The following is a 17776-nucleotide window of genomic DNA, read 5'->3' as shown; positions in this document are numbered from 1 at the left end:
CCCGCGGGCAGGTGTCGCGGCGCTGTCTGCGGCTGCCGATAGCGTGGATGACATGACAGAGGATGCCGGACAGCGCGTGGTCGTGAACGCCCCCGTCGAGGCATCCGCTGTGATCATCGGTGCACCGGGCACGGGCAAGACGCAGACGCTGATCGAGCGTGTCGTGCACCTGCTCGAAGAGCGGGCACTCGCCCCCGAAGAGGTTCTTGCGCTGACAGCGAATCGACAGGCGGCGACCGTGCTGCGCGACCGGATCGGTGTGCGAGTCGGGCAGGCGACCCCCGGTCCTCTCGCGAGGTCTTTGGGGTCGCTGGCCTTCCAAATCGTGCGGGGGGCGATGGTTCGCGCCGGTGAAGATCCTCCGGCACTCCTGACCGGCGCAGATCAGGATCGCATCATCGCCGACCTGCTCGCGGGGGACGCAGAAGACGAGGCAGCGGGAGAAGCGAGCAGGTGGCCGGAGACGTTGAGCCCCGCCGTTCGCGCATCCAAGAGCTTCCGTTCCGAACTGCGCGCCTTTCTCGCGGAATGTACCGAGCTCCGAGTGACTCCTGCAGAGCTGCAGTCCTCAGATCGCGCGGTGTGGCGCGTCGCGGGTGATTTCCTCGACGAGTACCGAGCAGTGCTCGCGCGCATGCGCACCTCATATCGCGATGCCGCCGATCTGATCAGCGAAGCCTCCGCGATTCTCTTCGAGGCGGATGCTGCGACCCTGGGTCCTCTCGCGCCGCTGCGCGTCGTGCTGATCGATGATGCGCAGGAGATCACACGTGGCGGCATCACGCTCGTGCAGGCATTGCGCTCGCGGGGGATCGCCGTGCTGGCATTCGGTGATCCCGATATCTCCTCGGGGGCGTTCCGCGGTGCGAGCCCGCAGCTGTTCCACGACCTGGCCGGAATGCTCGGCCAGGTGTTCGTGCTCGATACGCCGCACAGGCAAGTGCCGGCCCTGATCGATCTGACGCGCACCGTGACTCAGGCGATCGGTGTGGCCGGACGAGTGGAGCATCGCCGGCCGCCAGGGCCCGCGCCGGAGCATCCAGACCCGGCGGTGCAGACGTTCCTCGCCTCCTCTCCGTACGAAGAGATCGATCGGATCGCGGGAACGCTGCGCGAGTGGCATCTCACCGAGGGCATCGCGTGGAGCGACATGGCGGTCATCGCGCACGACACCCGTCAGGTGACGGCCCTCGAGACCGAGCTCGCAGCCCGCGAAGTTCCCACCCGGGCCGCGGGCGTGCAGCGGCCGCTCGGCAGCGAGAGCGTCGTGCGCGACATCGTCGGCATCGTGCGACTCGCGCTGACGCCGCTCGAGCAGCGAGAGACCGAGGCGCTCATCGAGGCACTGCGCTCGCCGTTCGGTGGGATGGATGCCGTCGGTCTTCGGCGCCTGCGCGCGCGAATGCGCCACAACGAGCTCGCCGATGGCGGCTCGACCCCCGCGGGAGAGCTGCTGCGCGAGGCGATGAGCCATCCGGCGGCGTTCACCTTCATCGATGCTCCCGAGGCTCGCGTCGCTGCCCGCTTCGCCAAGACGCTTGCTGAGACGACGGCGGCGGCTGAGGCCGGAGAGACGATCCACGAACTGCTCTGGCGCATCTGGGATGATGCGCGCGCGCTGGACGGCTCTAAGCTGCAGAAGTCCTGGCGCGAGAGTGCCGAGCAGCACGGCGGCGGCGAGATCGCTCGTGCGCTGGATGCGCTGGTTGCGCTTTTCGATGCGGCCAAGCGCTTCGTGGAGCGGACACCCGAAGAGCAGCCGGATACCTTCGTGCGCGACATCCTCGACAGCGAGGTGCCCGAAGACACCCTCTCGACGCCGGATCGCCCAGGCCTGGTGACGCTGCTCACGCCCGCGACGGCATTGGGCACGCAGTTCGATGCGGTGATCGTCTCTGGTGTGCAGGACGGCGTCTGGCCCAACACGCGTCTCCGCGGCGGCCTGCTCGAGACATGGCGCCTGGCGGATGCCGTAGTCGCAGCGCGCACTGGTGCACAACAGGCGCCGCAGGGGGTCCTTGATCGCCGTCGCGACGCACTGCACGATGAACTGCGCCTGTTCGTGCGCGCTGTATCCCGGGCGCGCACGCGCATTCTGGTCACCGCGGTCGATGACGACACCACCGGTCCCAGCGCCTTCTTCTCATTCCTTCCTGCACCCCCGCCGTCTTCGCAGCATCCTGCCGCCGAGCATCCGCTCACTCTGCGCGGACTGGTTGCGAAGCACCGGCGCACGCTCACCAGTACGACGAATCCTGCGGAGCGCGTGGCTGCTGCCCAGCAGTTGCGTCTGCTCGCTGAAGCCGAGGTGTCAGGCGCTGCCCCCGCCGAGTGGTACGGCATTGCCGAGCCTTCGACGACGGCGCCCCTGCACGATCTCCAGGTCGAGGCCGCACGCGTCTCTCCGTCGAAGATGGAGGCGTTCGAAGAGTGCGAGCTCAACTGGGTGATCGCATCCCTCGGAGGCGACACCGTGCTGCCGCCGTCGGCGGGGATCGGAACGATCATCCACTCGGCGATGGAGACAGTCCCCGATGGCGAGCTCGAGAAGATGCGTGAGGTCGTCGCCGCCCTCTGGCCGGAACTGGAGTTCGAGACCGAATGGATCGGCCGGAAGGAACGGCGCCGAGCAGAGCTCTACATCGACCGTCTGCACTCGTACCTCGGGAACGTCGTCACCGAGCGCGGGCGCGTTCTGGCCAGCGAGGTCGAGTTCCGCTTCGCCGTCGAGGTGGGCGACGAGGTGGCAGAAAACGCACCTGAGGTCTACGTCGGCGACGAGGTCTACGGGCCCCACCGCGCTCTCGTGCACGGGTTCATCGACCGTGTCGAGGCCTATCCGCGCGGCGGAGGCGAGCACGCGGCGGCTCGGGGCAAGAACTTCGCAGCCATGGGAACGAACATCGAGGGGGAGCGCGTCGTGGTGGTCGATCTCAAGACCGGCAAGTACGAGTCGGAGTCCGATGCCAAGGTCATAGACCATGCACAGCTCGCCGCGTATCAGATCGCAGTTGAGCAGGGGCTCGTCACCGATGCCGACGCGCAGGCGCTCGCCGGTGCCAGATTGGTGCTGGTGGCGAAGACACTCTCTGGCAGTGACTATCGGGTCGCGCATCAGCACACTCTTGTCGGCGAGGACCGCACGCGTTTTCTGGGCCGACTTGCGGATGCCGCCAAGGGAATGTCGGCGAACACGTTCACTGCGCACGTCGAAGCACACTGCGCTGATGTGCAGTGGCGGGTGCAGCCGTGCCGCATCCACACCGTTCCCGCGGTGAGTGCATGAGCGCGTGGGGTGATGGCCTGGGGCTGTCGGCACTCGATGTCGCGGCGGCGCTGGGTCAGTTCCCTCCCACCGAGGCGCAACAGCGCGTGATCGAGGCACCGCCGACCCCCGCTCTGGTGGTCGCGGGCGCGGGCAGCGGCAAGACCGAGACGATGTCGGGGCGAGTGGTCTGGCTGGTCGCCAACGGACACGTGCGCCGCGACGAGATCCTCGGCCTCACCTTCACCCGCAAGGCAGCCGGCGAGCTGGCGGAGCGCATCGGGGCCCGGCTCGCGGTCATCGACGAGTTCGGCAGGCGCGGGCTGCTTGCGCATGTGCCTGAAATCGTGGCATCCGGTGCTCTTGCGCGCGTGAACGCAGCCACGACGTCGGCGCAGAAGGCTCTCGTGCGCAACCATGTCCTCGATGAGCTCGCGGTGAACTACGGCACCGGCTGGAATCCTGCGGCGGCACGCACTGCGGACGATCTGCTGGTGCAGCCGCGAGTGTCGACCTACAACGCCTTCGCCGATTCGATCGTCAGGGAGCACGCCGCGCGGATCGGCCGAGATTCGGATGCCGCGATGCTCACTCAAGCGGCCTCGTGGATGCTCGCCCGTGAGGTGGTGCTTCGCGCTGACCTGCCACAGCTCGAAGACATCGAGCTGTCGGTCGCGACCATCGTCGACGCCGTGCAGCGTCTTGCCGGCGATGCGCTCGATCATCGGTCCGACCTCGGCCGGGCTGAGCGCATCGCAGTAGAGCAGGCGCGGGCGTTCGAGCCTTATCGCAGCAGTGACCCGATCGCGAAGATCGCCGACAACCTGCTCTCGCTGCCCACGCTGACCGCACTCGTCCGCGAGTACAACACCGAGAAGCAGCGTCGTGGCGTCCTTGATTTCGCCGACCAGGTCAGCGGCGCGTTCGACATCGTCGAGACCGCTCCTGACGTGCGCGAAGATCTGCGGGAACAGCATCGGGTCGTGCTCCTTGATGAATATCAGGACACGTCGGTCATCCAGACCCGGTTCCTGGCGGCGCTCTTCCGGGATCAGGCGGTGATGGCGGTCGGCGACCCCCATCAGTCGATCTACGGCTGGCGCGGTGCCAGTGCAGACAATCTCTACGCGTTCGCCGCCACTTTCGCCGCCGAACAGCCCGCGCACAGCTACAGCCTGATGACGAGCTGGCGCAATGACAGCACGATCCTCGATATCGCCAACGAGGTCTTGAAGCCGCTGCGACGGGCAGAGCTCGACGTGCCGCCGCTCGAAGCGCGCCCCGGCGCCGGCGCGGGAACCGTCGGCGTGCGCTTTCCGCTCACTGTGCACGATGAGGCCGCACAGGTTGCGGAATGGTTCGCCGAGCGCCGGGCAGCTCACAGTGACAGCGCGAATCCGCACACCGGTGCGATCCTGTTCCGCTCCAAGCGGCATATGCAGACCTTCGCTGAAGCACTTGCCGTACGCGGCATTCCGCATCGAATCCTGGGGCTGGGCGGATTGCTGGCCACTCCCGAGGTCGTCGATGTGCTCTCGGCCCTCCGCGTCATCCACGATCCGAACGCCGGCTCGCCGCTGATCCGCCTGCTGGTCGGCCCGCGCTTCGGCGTCGGGGTCGCTGATATGGGGGCGCTGTACGCGCTGGCCGGGGAGCTGTCCCGGCGCGACAGCGGTCTGCTGCCGCTGCCGGAAGAGCTGCGATCACGCATCAGGGCCTCGCGCGGTGCCGATGAAGCGGTCTCCATCGTGGACGCGGTCGATGTCGTGCGAGGGCTGCGCGATGACTACCGTCTGCTGGAGGGAATCTCGTCGGAGGGCAGAGCGCGCATCCGCGCAGCGGGGGAGATGTTCGAGCGACTGCGCCGCGCATCGGGTCAGCCAATCCCCGAGCTCATCAGGCTCATCGAGCTCGAGCTGCGCCTCGATATCGAACTGGCGGCGAACGAGTCGCGCGGACCTGCGCGGGTCGCCGCCACGCAGCTTCGTACGTTCGCGGATGAGGTGCGTGCGTTTCTCGCCGCTGACGATCGAGGGACGATCGGCAGCCTGCTGGCCTGGCTCGATAAGGCCGAGAGCACCGATGAACTCATGCCGCGTCCCGAACTGCCAGAGCCCGGAGTCGTGCAGCTGTTGACCATCCACGGCTCCAAGGGCCTCGAGTGGGATGCGGTCGCGGTGGTTCGCATGGTCGACGGCGAGCTGCCATCGCGCCCGAGCGACACCTCGGGCTGGTTCGGGTTCGGCGTGCTGCCCTTCGCACTGCGCGGCGACCGTGCGGCCCTCCCGACGTTCAACTGGCTGCCCCCGACCGAGGAAGAACTCGACCCCGCCAAACGGCTCAAAGCGGGAATCGCGTCGCTGACCAGCGCGAGCAAGTCGACTCCCGGCGCGATCACGGTATTCAAAGACGCCTATCGCGACTACCAGCAGCAGGAGGAGCGCCGGCTGGGCTACGTCGCCGTCACCCGTGCGCGCACAGACCTCCTGCTCAGCGGCTCGCACTGGGCAGGACAGAAGAAGCCGCGAAAGCCAGGGCCCTACCTGCTCGAGGCCTTCGACGTCATCGGCATCGATCCGGTGACCGAGATCGACGAGGACGAGAACCCTTACGAGGGTGAGGGCAAGACCAGCATCTGGCCCCTCGACCCGCTCGGAACCAGACGCGCAAGGGTCGAGGAGGCAGCGGACGCCGTGCGTGACGAGTTCCAGAACGATGCAGCCGCGCCGAGCGACATGCTCCGCAGGCTCCTCGCCGAGCGCGCAGAACGCCAGCGCGGCGTCACTGCCGAGGCGCCGACTCGAGTGCCGGCCTCACGGTTCAAGGACTACATCACCGATTACGCAGGCACCGTCCACAGCCTCACCAGACCCATGCCAGAGCGCCCCTATCGGCAGACCAGGCTCGGAACCCTGTTCCACGCGTGGGTCGAGCATCGTTCGGGACTCGTCGGCACGGCGCCGAGCCCGCAGAGTGCACTGTGGGAGATCGACGACGAGGCGCCCGAAGCGTGGAACGCCTCAGCGACCGATATCGAAGACTTGGAGCAGCTGCGCGCGATCTTCGAACGCAGCGAGTGGGCCGAGCTACGCCCGATCGCGGTGGAGATCGAGATCGACTTCGTCCTCGCGGCAGATGAAACAGGTCACGGGCACATCGTCATCTGCAAGCTCGACGCCGTCTATCGCCGCGCGGATCGCGGTGGACGCATCGAGATCGTCGACTGGAAGACAGGCAAGGCACCCCGAACGGCGGCGGAGAAGGACGAGCGGATGCTGCAGCTCGCGCTGTATCGACTCGCCTACCACCGTCGGTTCGGCGTTCCGCTCGATGAGATCGATGTCGCCCTCTACTACGTGGCCGATGACCTCGTGATCAGAGGCGAACGGGTCTATTCGGAGGAAGAATTGGTCCAGCGGTGGAGCGCCGCGCGCGCTGCGCGCTGAGCCTCATCGGCGGGTTCGGCCTGCGACAGGGGCTCATCTGAGGGGATGAGTCCGGACTCAGCGACGTCTGAGAGGTCTTCTGTCGCGTCAGCATCCTTCACACGGGCGACCGCGACATCGCCGGTGCCTGTGGAGAGCGACTCCTCCGGAAGGAGATCACCGGGGCTGTAGGCATCGGTCTGCATCGAGGTGTTGATGCCGGTCGATGCCGTCGCGGGGACATGATCAAGAGCGTCCAGCGCGGAATCGACGCCCTCGCCGCGGGCAGCGATCACCGTCAGATCGTTCTCGCGCAGACCCTCGGCGAGCGCATCCAGCAGCGCAGCCGCATCATCGACGATGTCTTCGCGATGCATCGCATCGCCGTGCACCAGCCAGCGGGCGAACTCGAGTTCGGCCAGCATCCGTGCGCGTACGGCGAGTGCGGCATCGGGTGCACGATTGGAGGATTCTGCATAGGTCGCGTGCACGTCGCCGGCAGCATCCGGTGCAGAGGAGAGCCACGCGAGGTCGACCGCAGGATCGCCGAGCGACAGACCATGCCAGTCGAGGAGCCCTGTGACCTCTGGCCCGCGCTCTGGGTCGTCTTCGAACAGGAAGGAGGTCGCCTTCACACCGCCGAGCGTCACGGCTGATTCGAAACGCCACAGGTCATCGTCTTGGACGGCTTCGCGCCAGCGCACGGTGAGCCTGGCAGGGACCCGGCCGGTTGCGGCCGCGCCGTCGACCAGCCGGCCGATCTCGGCGCGTACCTCCTCAGCGCTGCGCGCGCTGAGGCCGGCGCTGCGCACGACCGAGGCAGGGAGGGCATGCACGGCAGCGATCGCGGCACCCATGGATGCCGCAGCACCCCGCCCACTCGGCACGTGAGTCGCTTCGATCTGGAACCCGGGCAGCAGCTCGGTCACCAGCGCACGTCCGTCTGCGAGTCGGGTTTCACCCAGGTACTCGGGCACGCGGAAGGGCAGGATCGCACGGGCTCCCGTCGTCAGCGCTCGCAGCGCGATCGACTCGGAAGCGAGCTCTCGTGAGGTCTCGTCGTCGTCACCGACGCGGATCGCGAGCTCTCGTCCATCGGCGAGGGTGACGACGGCGGAGTCGAATCGTCCATCGCCGTCGGCCGTGAGAGATCGTGCTCCCACGACCTCCGCCCCGGGCAGAGCGGCGGTGACCGCCGCCGCTAGAGTAAAGGGAGACCGTGCCATGACCCCAAGGTTAGGTGTGCTCGGGTGCGGTTCCGCCTACGCCACGCCTGCGAAAGAGGAGTCGATGAACGTTTCACGCGCCGTGTTCGACCGCGCTGGCTTCCTTCGCGATGAACCGGGCATCCTCGATGCGCTGCGTTCATCGGCGGATGCTCTGGTGATCGTCGTCCGCGAAGGGCGTGCGCGCGTTGCGGATGATGCTCTTGTGACTGTCTCGCCGTCGGAGGTCGGCGAGGGTGCGGAGTGGGGCTTGCTCGGCCGTGACGGCCAGGGCCGCACGATCCTGATCGCCGCGGTGGAGCCCGAACACGACTCGATCGACGCCGCGCCCGCCGAGACCTGGCTGGGGGTGCGTGACACCGGTGGGATGCTCGACGCGGAGAACACCGAGACGCTCGTCGCCGCCGTCACTGTCGCCTCCTGGTTGCGCGATGCGCGATTCTGTCAGAAGTGCGGCGCCGAGACCGTGCTGCGTCAGGGCGGTTGGTCCCGGCGCTGCGAGACCTGTGAGGTCGACATCTTCCCCCGCACTGATCCGGCGGTGATCGTCGCCGTCGAGAGCGCGGACGGAGAGCGGCTGCTGCTCGGGGCGAACGCGAACTGGCGAGGACGGATGTACTCGTGCTTCGCCGGGTTCGTCGAGGCGGGCGAATCGCTCGAGACCACGGTGCATCGTGAGATCGAAGAGGAGGCCAGCGTCCACCTCGACGATATCCGCTACATCTCTTCGCAGCCGTGGCCGTACCCGCGCTCGCTCATGATCGGCTTCCGGGCGACGGCATCGGACGCACGGGAGGCACGGCCCGACGGTGAAGAGATCATCGACGTGCGCTGGTGCACGCGCGAGGAGATCGGTTCCGCGCTGAACGGCGACGGCCCGATCGGGCTTCCTGGCCCCGCATCCATCGCCCGCGCGCTCATCATCGACTGGTACGAAGACCGGAATCCTACTGCCCGGATCACGGACGCTGGGCCCCAGTGAGCGCACTCGACGCGCTCGATGAACGGCAGAGGGAAGCAGCAACGGTACTGCGCGGACCCGTCGCAGTTCTCGCTGGAGCCGGTACGGGAAAAACTCGCGTCATCACGCACCGGATCGCGCACGGCGTCGACACCGGTGCCTACTCGCCGAGCCGAGTGATGGCTGTCACCTTCACCTCGAAGGCCGCGGGGGAGCTTCGCGGTCGACTGCGCGCGCTCGGTATCGAGGGCGTCTCAGCGCGCACCTTCCACGCGGCAGCCCTCGCGCAGTTGAACTTCTTCTGGCCGACACTGGCTGGTTCTCCTGCCCCGAAGATCGTCGACAACAAGGTGCGTGTTCTCGGCCAGGCCGCAGAGCAGCTGCGTCTGCGGCTCGATACCGCCACGCTGCGTGACGTTGCGAGTGAGATCGAATGGCGCAAGGTCTCGATGCTGACGATCGATCAGCATGCGGCACTCGGCAAATCGGTCGGTCGGGTGAACACCGACCAGCTCGCCGAACTGCAGCGCGGGTACGAAGTGCTCAAAGATGATCGTCATCAGCTCGACTTCGAGGACGTGCTGTTGGCATGTGCGGGAATGCTGGAGGCCGAAACCCGTGTCGCCGCATCGGTGCACGAGCAGTACCGGCATTTCACGGTCGATGAGTTTCAGGACGTCTCACCACTGCAGAACCGTCTGCTGGAGCTGTGGCTCGGTGAACGCCGCGACATCTGCGTGGTCGGTGACGCGAGCCAGACGATCTATTCCTTCGCGGGTGCCGACCAGCGCTACCTGCTGGAGTTCGGCCGCACGTACCCTGATGCCACGGTCGTGCGTCTCGAGACGAACTATCGTTCGCAGCCCCCGATTCTCGACGCAGCCAATGCGCTGATGAAGGGGCGCCCCGGCGCGCTTGAGCTCGTCGCAGCCCGCGAAGCGCCGACGGCTGATGCGCCGACCGTAACCGCATACGACAGTGACGCGGAGGAAGCTGCTGGCATCGCCACTGGCATCGTCGCGCGGATCAAGGCTGGTGCCCAACCGTCCGAGATCGCCATCCTCTACCGGGCGCACGCGCAATCCGCCCCGATCCAGCAGGCGCTCGCCGAAGCAGGGATCCCCTCGACGGTGCTCGGCGGCAAGCGATTCTTCGACATGCCAGAGGTTCGTCAAGCGGTGCTCGCTCTTCGTGGAGCATCCGTCGCGCCGACAGAGCGCGGGTTCCTGCCGAATGTGCGCAGGGTGCTGCGCGAAATGGGTCTCACCGACGAGCCGCCGGCCGCGGGCGGCGCACAGCGCGATGGGTGGGAGGCCCGGCGTGCCATCCTGCGCCTCGCGGAGGAGGCGAGCGATGACACGACGCTGCGTTCATTCAGTGAGACTCTCATGGCCCGGGCGAAGGACCAGCACGAGCCGACGATGCAGACGGTGACGATGTCGACTCTGCACGCAGCCAAAGGCTTGGAATGGCCGCACGTGTTCCTGGCCGGCTGCGCTGAGGGTGCGTTGCCGATCTCGTACGCGACAGGCTTCGACGCCATCGATGAGGAACGGCGCCTTGCCTACGTCGGCATCACGCGCGCCGCACGAACGCTGGCGCTGTCGTGGTCGCGTTCGTCTGGGCGAGGGGATCGGCGCCCTTCGCGGTTCCTTGAGGAGATCGGGACGTCTGCTCGCGGCACAGGCAATCTGCGTGAAATTTCGCCTCGCTCCACAGGCGCCGCCCGTCGCCGCTGATCCGGACGGACTGGGTGAGTTTCGCGTCGTCGATCTCGCCGAGCATGCGCGCGACAAGGGCAGCCGCTTCGATCGTGCGCACGGAAGCGATGTCGACCGACGTAGCACCGACGAGCTGGGCGTGCATGCGGGGCCACGCGGGATCCCGGTCGCGCTCGTGGGCGTCGCGGCACGACAGGCACGGAGTGTGGCCAGGCACGATCATCGGACCGATGGTCGTGCCGCCGGGTTCGAACGCCACCGGAAGATGGGGGAGATCGTCGCGGAGGTAACCTGCCAGCTGATGCGCGGATGCGGCGCCGTGCACGAGCACGATGCCGACAGCATCATGCGCGCCACGATCGACCGTCGCGAAGCCCTCGTCGACGAGCGCGTGCTCGACCCGCGCCTGAACGCGTGAGTCACTGAGGTTGACACTCTCGACCCAGATCTGCGGCAGTGGCCGGCGATCGGGACGCAGCACAGGTTCGAGCGCTCGCAGCAGCTCACGGGCTGGGCCTCGCGGCGCGCCGAGCCCGTGCGCGATCACGTCGAACGATGCGCGCCGGAAGCCGTTGCGCATGGCCTGGAGGAGCGGCTCGACCCACGGAGCCGAAAGCGGTACGACAACCTCGGCCTCCAGCCCGAACTGCACCGTGTCGACGTCACGCCAGAGCAGGGGAAAGGCCGGGTCGATTCTGGTCAGCGTCGTCGGAGAAAGGGGAGGCATTCCCCGAGTCTGACCAGCGATTACGCCCCGAAGGGCGCAATTCGATGATCAGTGGACAACTTCCCCGAATTCGGCGAAGTGCAGAGCGAGTGGTGCTCCGATCACACCGGCTTCTCGCCGTCAGCAGGCCCGCTGTCAGCGTCATTGTCGGCATCGCTGTCGGCGTCAGTGTCAGCCGAGAAGTCGTCGCCATCCAGCAGGCGGGCGAGAGCTTCGTCGAACTCATCGGCGACTGGTTCCTCGCCGCGCGCGCGGGCCTGGAGCCGTTCGATGAGCGCCGTCGGGTCGTCGATATCCGCTGCCGAAGGCAGCAGATCCGGGTAGTCCCAGAGCGAGTCGCGCGCGCTGATGCCGACAGCATCCGTCACCTTGCGCCACATCGCGGATGCTTCGCGCATGCGTCGTGGGCGCAACTTCAGACCGACCAATGCACCCAGGGCGTCCTCTGCAGGACCACCGACCGCACGGCGGCGGCGGGCCGCTTCAGCCAGTCGTGCGCCATCGGGAAGGCGGGAGGTGGCCTCGCTGGTGACGACATCCACCCAGCCATCGATCATCGCGATGATGTTCTCGAGTCGTGCGAGAGCCTCGCGCTGTGCCTCGGTCTGCGTCGGCAGCAGTGCTCCGCCTTCGATCGCCGCGCGGAGCTCTTCGGGGTTCGAAGGATCCAGGCGGCTGGCGACATCTTCGAGCGCATCGACATCGACAGTCACACCGCGAGCGAAGTCGGTGATCTGCGACATGACCTGTAGGTGCAGCCACTTCGCGTGCCGGTACAGGCGGGCGTAGGCGAGCTCACGCGTCGCGAGATAGAGGGTGATCTGGTCTTCGGGAATCTCCAGACCCTCACCGAACGCGGTGAGGTTCTGGGGGATGACGGCAGCCGTGCCCGCAGGAAGCACCGGGATGCCGACGTCTCCGCCGGAGACGACCTCGAGCGAGAGGTTGCCGAGCACCTGAGCGAACTGTGCCGCGAACACCGAGGATCCGAGGCCGCGCATGAGCTTGCCCGCCCCCTGGATCGCGTCGCGCATGTCTTCGGGAACCTGCGAGTCGAGCGCACTGGTGAGAGCGTCGGCGATGCTGGTCGAGACCGGCTCGGCGATCTCCCGCCACACCGGCAGGGTCTTCTCGACCCATTCGCCGCGCGTCATGGCCTGAGGGCTCTCGGACAGCTCGGCGATCGTGGTCGCCTCGCCGAGCCAGAGGTTCGCGAGGCCGAAGGCGTCGACCAGAGAATGACGAGATCCGTCAGTGATGCCCTGGCCCTCCTTGTTCGCGATGTGCAGGGCCTGCCGCAGGGTGTTCTCCCACGGGTCGCCGCCGAACACATTCTGCAGCTGCTGGGAGAGCGCGGCCATCATCGCTGGATCGAATTGGATGCCGCCTTCACCGCCGAGCGCGTTCTGCAGCGCACTGAGATCGAAGTCTCCACCGCCCGCGCCGGACATCATTTTTCGCAGGAACTCCTGGAAGTCTTCCGGGTTCGGATCGTTGTCTGCCATTTCGTCGCCTCTCAGCACGTCGCTAGCCGTGCCATCTACGCTAGTCACAGGTTTCTGCGCGCACCCCCGGCGCGAGCAGATCGCTGTACGCCGGTCGCGAACGACGGAGGAAATCACGTGGCACGAACTCGTCCTGCCCGCATCGGGCTCGGAGTGTGGGCGCTGATCGTCGCACTTGCGGCTCTGGTCGCCCTGACCTTCCTGCCGACGCCCTACGTCATTCAGCGTCCGGGCCCGGTGTACGACACGCTCGGGACCGCGGCAAGTGCTGATGGCGAGCAGGTGCCGCTCATCGAGATCGAGGGCACTAAGACCTTCGAGACGAGTGGAAGCCTGAACCTGACCACCGTGCAGGTCGTCGGCAACCGTGAGCGCACGCCGTCGTGGTTCGAGCTCGCGCTGGCGTGGATGGATTCGTCCCGCGCAGTCGTGCCCCTGGATTCGGTGTTCCCCGTAGGTGTGACCAGCGAGCAGCGCGACGAGCAGAACGCTCTGCTGATGGTCGATTCGCAGCATGAGGCGACAGCGGCTGCATTGCATCAGCTTGGCTATGACACCGGCGCCGAAGTCGAGGTCGTATCGATCGTCGAAGACTCGGCGGCAGACGGACTGCTCGAGGAGGGCGACCGCGTCGAGGCCGTCGACGGCGAACCGCTCTCGAGCGCCAGCGCGCTGCGGGCCGCGGTGCAGGACTCGACGGGCGAACCTCTCGAGCTGACAGTGCTGCGCGATGGCGAGGAACAGCAGATCGAAGTCACCCCGAAGCAGGAACAGGTCAGCGGCATCGATACCTGGTTGATCGGCATCTCGTTCACAACCGAGTACGACTTTCCGTTTGATGTCGCCATCCAGCTCGACAACGTCGGGGGGCCGAGCGCCGGCATGATGTTCGCGTTGGGAATCGTCGACGAGCTCACGCCGGGCACGCTCACCGGCGGCAAAGACATCGCTGGAACCGGCACGATCGACGCTACTGGCGCCGTGGGGCCGATCGGCGGCATCCGTCAGAAGTTGTACGGCGCGCGTGATGCGGGGGCTGACTACTTCCTCGCGCCGTCCACGAACTGCGGTGAAGTAGTCGGTCACATCCCGGACGGGCTGAGGGTCATCAGCACCTCGACGCTGCAGGAATCACTCGATGCGCTCGAGGTGATCGCAGACGGCGGTGACGTCGACGCGTTGCCTGCCTGCGCCGCCGCGGCCGGCTGACACGCGGCGCGCGCACAGCTAGCGGTGCATAAGATGGACGGGTGACCACGACCTCGGCGCCGAACCCGGCCACGCCTCGTACATCCCGACGAATTCTGACCATATCTCTGGTCATCATCGCCGCACTTGTCGCGGCGTTCTTCGTCTTTGCCTCCCTCTACACCGACTTCCTCTGGTTCGACCAGCTCGGATTCGCGAATGTCCTGACGACCCAGTGGCTCGCAGCCGCATCGATGTTCGCCATCGGGTTCCTCGGCATGGCGGTGCCGCTGTTCGTCGTGATCCAGCTCGCCTACCGGCTGCGTCCGGTGTACGTGCGACTGAGCTCGCAGCTCGACCGGTACCAGGAGGTCATCGAACCTCTCCGGCGCCTGGCGATGTGGGGCATGCCGATCTTCTTCGGCGTCTTCGCCGGCTTCGCTGCCGCAGGCAACTGGGAGACCGTCTGGCTGTGGTTCACGGGCGGCGCCACCGGCGTCACCGACCCCGAGTTCGGCATGGACACCGGGTTCTACCTCTTCGCGATGTCGTTCTACTCGATCCTGCTCGCCTTCGTCTCGGCCGTGATCCTGCTTTGCCTGATCGTGACGGCTCTGGTTTCCTACCTGTACGGTTCGGTCCGCATCGGCCAGGGCGAGCTGCGCATCTCGAAGCCGGCACGCATCCAGCTCGCGATCCTCGCCGGCCTCTACCTGCTCGTGCAGGCGGCCAGCCTCTGGCTCGACCGGTACAAGACCCTCGTCGCTGAAGAGGACCGCATCACCGGTGCTGCCTACACGGGAGTGCACGCGACGATTCCCGGAATGGCGATCCTCGCGATCCTCGCGGCGCTCGTCGCGATCCTCTTCTTCGTCACAGCGATCATCGGACGCTGGCGCTTCCCGCTCGCGGCGACCGCGCTGCTGATCGTTGCATCGCTCGTCGTCGGCGTGGGCTACCCGTGGGTCGTCACGACCTTCCAGGTGCGTCCGAACCAGAACAGCTTCCAGGCGCAGTACTACGAGCGCAACATCGAGGGCACCAAGGACGCGTACGATATCGCCGACCTCGAGGTCACGCCGTTTAAGGCCGTCACCGATGCTGAGGCCGGTCAGCTGCGCGAAGATGCCGAGACCACGGCATCCATCCGCATCCTCGACCCGAGCATCATCAGCCCGACCGTGCAGCAGCTCGAGCAGTTCCGCGGGTACTACCAGTTCCAGGACGTGCTCGACGTCGATCGCTACGAGATCGACGGGGAGTCGCAGGACACTGTCGTCGCCGTCCGTGAACTCGACGTGAACCGTCTGGGCGACAGCAACAACTGGAACAACCGCACGGCGGTCTACACCCACGGTTACGGACTCGTCGTCGCCGCCGGCAACCAGCGCACGAGCGAGGGTGAGCCGGTGTTCCTCGAACGAGGCATCCCCTCGTCAGGATTCTTGACCGAGACTGAGAAGTTCGAGCCACGTGTCTACTTCGGCGAAGACTCCCCGCCTTACTCGATCGTCGGGGCGCCTGAGGGCACCGAGCCCGTCGAGATCGACTATCCGCGTGGTGAAGATGGTGCCAGCGAGACGAAGACGACCTTCGAGGGCGACGGCGGACCGCACATCGGGAACACCCTCAACAAGCTGCTGTTCGCGCTGAAGTTCCAGGAAGCGGAGATCCTGTTCTCTGATCTGGTCAACAACGACTCGCAGATCCTGTACGACCGCGATCCCAAGCAGCGCGTGCAGAAGGTCGCCCCGTACCTCACGCTCGACAGCGACCCGTACCCCAGCGTCGTCGACGGCGAGATCGTCTGGATCATCGACGGCTACACGACCAGCTCGACGTACCCCTACTCGACGAGCGTGAGCCTCTCCGATGCGATCGCCGACTCCAACACGGCCGCGCCGAACTTCGCGATCGACGACATCAACTACATTCGCAACTCTGTCAAGGCGACAGTGAACGCCTATGACGGCTCGGTGACGCTGTATGCGTGGGATGCCGAGGACCCGCTGCTGAAGGCATGGCAGAAGGTCTACCCGACTACGATCGAGCCGATCAGTGAGATGTCGGCAGATCTGATGAGTCACGTGCGCTACCCGACTGACCTGTTCAAGGTGCAGCGCGAAATTCTCGAGGTCTACCACGTCGACACGCCAAGCTCGTTCGCCCAGCAGGACAACCGCTGGCAGACGCCGAACGACCCGCGCAACGAGAACCAGCTGCAGCCCCCGTACTACCTGTCGATGCAGATGCCGGGGCAGGATTCGCCGCGGTTCTCGATGTTCTCGACGTTCATTCCGGCATCCGCTCAGGGAACGACGAGCCGCAACGTGCTGATGGGCTACCTCGCGGTGGACTCGGATGCCGGATCCACGGCCGGAAAGAAGGCCGAGGGGTACGGGCAGTTGAGAATGCTCGAGATCGACGCCGATACGACGGTGCCCGGCCCCGGCCAGGTGCAGAACACGTTCGACTCGGATACGACGATCGCCGACAAGCTCAACGTTCTGACGCTCGGCAAGTCCGAGGTGCTCTACGGAAACCTGCTCACCCTCCCGGTCGGTGGCGGTCTGCTCTACGTGCAGCCCGTGTACATCCAGTCCTCCGAGGGAACGCAGCTGCCGCTGCTGCAGAAGGTGCTGGTTACTTTCGGCGACAGCGTCGCGTTCGAAGACACCCTCACGGGTGCCCTCGATGTGATCTTCGGCGGCGACTCGGGAGCGAGCGGCGGCGATGAGCAAGTGGAGCCCACCGATCCAGGCGAAGGCGGCACCACTCCGCCCGACGAGGGCACGACCGAGCCCGGAACGACGGATCCGGGTACGAGCACGGATTCTGACGCGTATGCTGCTGCGCTCGCCGCGGCGCAGAAGGCGATGACCGACCGTGACACCGCGCTGAAGTCCGGCGACCTGACCGCGTTCGCCGAAGCAGACAAGCGACTGACGGCTGCCGTCACCGAGCTGCTCTCGCTGGAGGCGTCCAGCGGCAAGTAGTCAGATCGGGCCGGCCCCACCGGCGTGAAAGATGGGTTGTGTTGGTTCTGAGCTTTCAGAACCAACACAACCCATCTGGCGTCGTGCTGAGTTTCAGGTCGAGGCCCTACCGTTCGGTGGCCTCATCGTCTCGCTGGCCCTGTCCGTAATCATTGCGCTCGGAGATATGCCCGTCTTTGTCTTTGATGATGTGCTCGGCCTGGCGACTGACAGCGATCTGGCGGCCTTCTTCAGCGGCACCAGCTTGTGTGTGGTAGGTGTCTCCGACCGGGCTGGGCTCACCGACTACCTGGTTGCGCCACTTACCGTCGTGCTGCAGAGTCTCGACATCTCCGTTGGACATGTCTGTTTCGTCGGCCGCACGGCTGCCGCGCGTATTCTGCGGATCGCTCATCGCACCTCCTCTAATCGTTCCCTGACCATATGGCACAGTCGAGGGGGCAATCAGGGGATTGACCCCTTGCCGACCGTGCGAGGAAACTGATATTCGACGTATGCATCCTCACAGTCGCGGTCTCTGGCGTTCAAGAACCAGCAGCGAGGGATGCGGACCTTCGACGTGAACGAGTCAGGCCAATGCGTGAGAGCGACAGTGCTGACGTGGGGACACAAAGCAGAAGGCCCGGAATCCGTTGAGATTCCGGGCCTTCTGTGTGTCGCATTGGTTGCGGGGGCAGGATTTGAACCTACGACCTCCGGGTTATGAGCCCGGCGAGCTACCGAACTGCTCCACCCCGCGGCACGTCTTATAGCTTAGCACGC

9 protein-coding genes and 1 tRNA gene are annotated in these 17776 nt (G+C 66.2%); 6 read left to right on the top strand and 4 right to left on the bottom strand.

The window, feature by feature from the left end; translation table 11 throughout:
* Positions 1-52 precede the first annotated feature (52 nt).
* On the top strand, positions 53-3286 hold the full coding sequence (locus ACTU6U_RS00165; protein ID WP_443467147.1) for an ATP-dependent helicase: 3234 nt from the start codon (positions 53-55) through the stop codon (positions 3284-3286).
* Complete coding sequence (locus tag ACTU6U_RS00160; RefSeq protein ID WP_443467146.1) at positions 3283-6711, top strand: ATP-dependent helicase; 3429 nt, start codon at positions 3283-3285, stop codon at positions 6709-6711. Before ACTU6U_RS00165 ends, ACTU6U_RS00160 begins: the two co-directional genes overlap by 4 nt.
* On the opposite strand, the gene ACTU6U_RS00155 is transcribed toward ACTU6U_RS00160, so the two are convergent.
* Positions 6657-7916, bottom strand: a complete 1260-nt coding sequence (locus ACTU6U_RS00155) for a phosphotransferase (protein ID WP_443467145.1) — start codon at positions 7914-7916, stop codon at positions 6657-6659. The two genes, ACTU6U_RS00160 and ACTU6U_RS00155, sit on opposite strands and share 55 nt — an antisense overlap.
* Before the next feature lie 64 nt (positions 7917-7980).
* Here ACTU6U_RS00155 and nudC point away from each other — a divergent pair, with 64 nt between their 5' ends.
* Together nudC and ACTU6U_RS00145 are read left to right on the top strand one after the other, a co-directional pair.
* Positions 7981-8898, top strand: coding sequence for an NAD(+) diphosphatase (nudC, locus tag ACTU6U_RS00150; RefSeq protein WP_443467144.1), 918 nt, complete (start codon positions 7981-7983; stop codon positions 8896-8898).
* Positions 8895-10616, top strand: coding sequence for an ATP-dependent helicase (locus ACTU6U_RS00145; RefSeq protein ID WP_443467143.1), 1722 nt, complete (start codon positions 8895-8897; stop codon positions 10614-10616). The genes nudC and ACTU6U_RS00145 overlap by 4 nt, the downstream gene beginning before the upstream one ends.
* A gap of 810 nt (positions 10617-11426) precedes the next feature.
* On the opposite strand, the gene ACTU6U_RS00140 is transcribed toward ACTU6U_RS00145, so the two are convergent.
* Positions 11427-12830, bottom strand: coding sequence for a zinc-dependent metalloprotease (locus ACTU6U_RS00140; RefSeq protein ID WP_443467142.1), 1404 nt, complete (start codon positions 12828-12830; stop codon positions 11427-11429).
* 117 nt (positions 12831-12947) lie between these two features.
* Here ACTU6U_RS00140 and ACTU6U_RS00135 point away from each other — a divergent pair, with 117 nt between their 5' ends.
* Entirely contained in the window at positions 12948-14039 is a 1092-nt protein-coding gene (locus ACTU6U_RS00135) for a YlbL family protein (protein ID WP_443467141.1), read from the top strand.
* A 41-nt stretch (positions 14040-14080) separates the two neighbouring features.
* Positions 14081-17014, top strand: a complete 2934-nt coding sequence (locus ACTU6U_RS00130) for a UPF0182 family membrane protein (RefSeq protein WP_443467140.1) — start codon at positions 14081-14083, stop codon at positions 17012-17014.
* A 106-nt stretch (positions 17015-17120) separates the two neighbouring features.
* Here the strand turns inward: ACTU6U_RS00130 and ACTU6U_RS00125 are convergent, their stop codons facing one another.
* Together ACTU6U_RS00125 and ACTU6U_RS00120 are read right to left on the bottom strand one after the other, a co-directional pair.
* Positions 17121-17408: a DUF2188 domain-containing protein gene (locus ACTU6U_RS00125; protein ID WP_443467139.1), complete on the bottom strand. Its 288-nt coding sequence runs from the start codon at positions 17406-17408 to the stop codon at positions 17121-17123.
* 268 nt (positions 17409-17676) lie between these two features.
* Positions 17677-17753, bottom strand: a tRNA-Met gene (locus ACTU6U_RS00120).
* Positions 17754-17776: the final 23 nt, after the last annotated feature.

The sequence above is a fragment of the Microbacterium zouquanmingi genome (assembly GCF_052266695.1).
Taxonomy (GTDB): Bacteria; Actinomycetota; Actinomycetes; order Actinomycetales; family Microbacteriaceae; genus Microbacterium.
The sequence above is the reverse complement of the archived record's forward strand: the minus strand, read 5'-3'. Positions and strand labels throughout refer to the sequence as shown.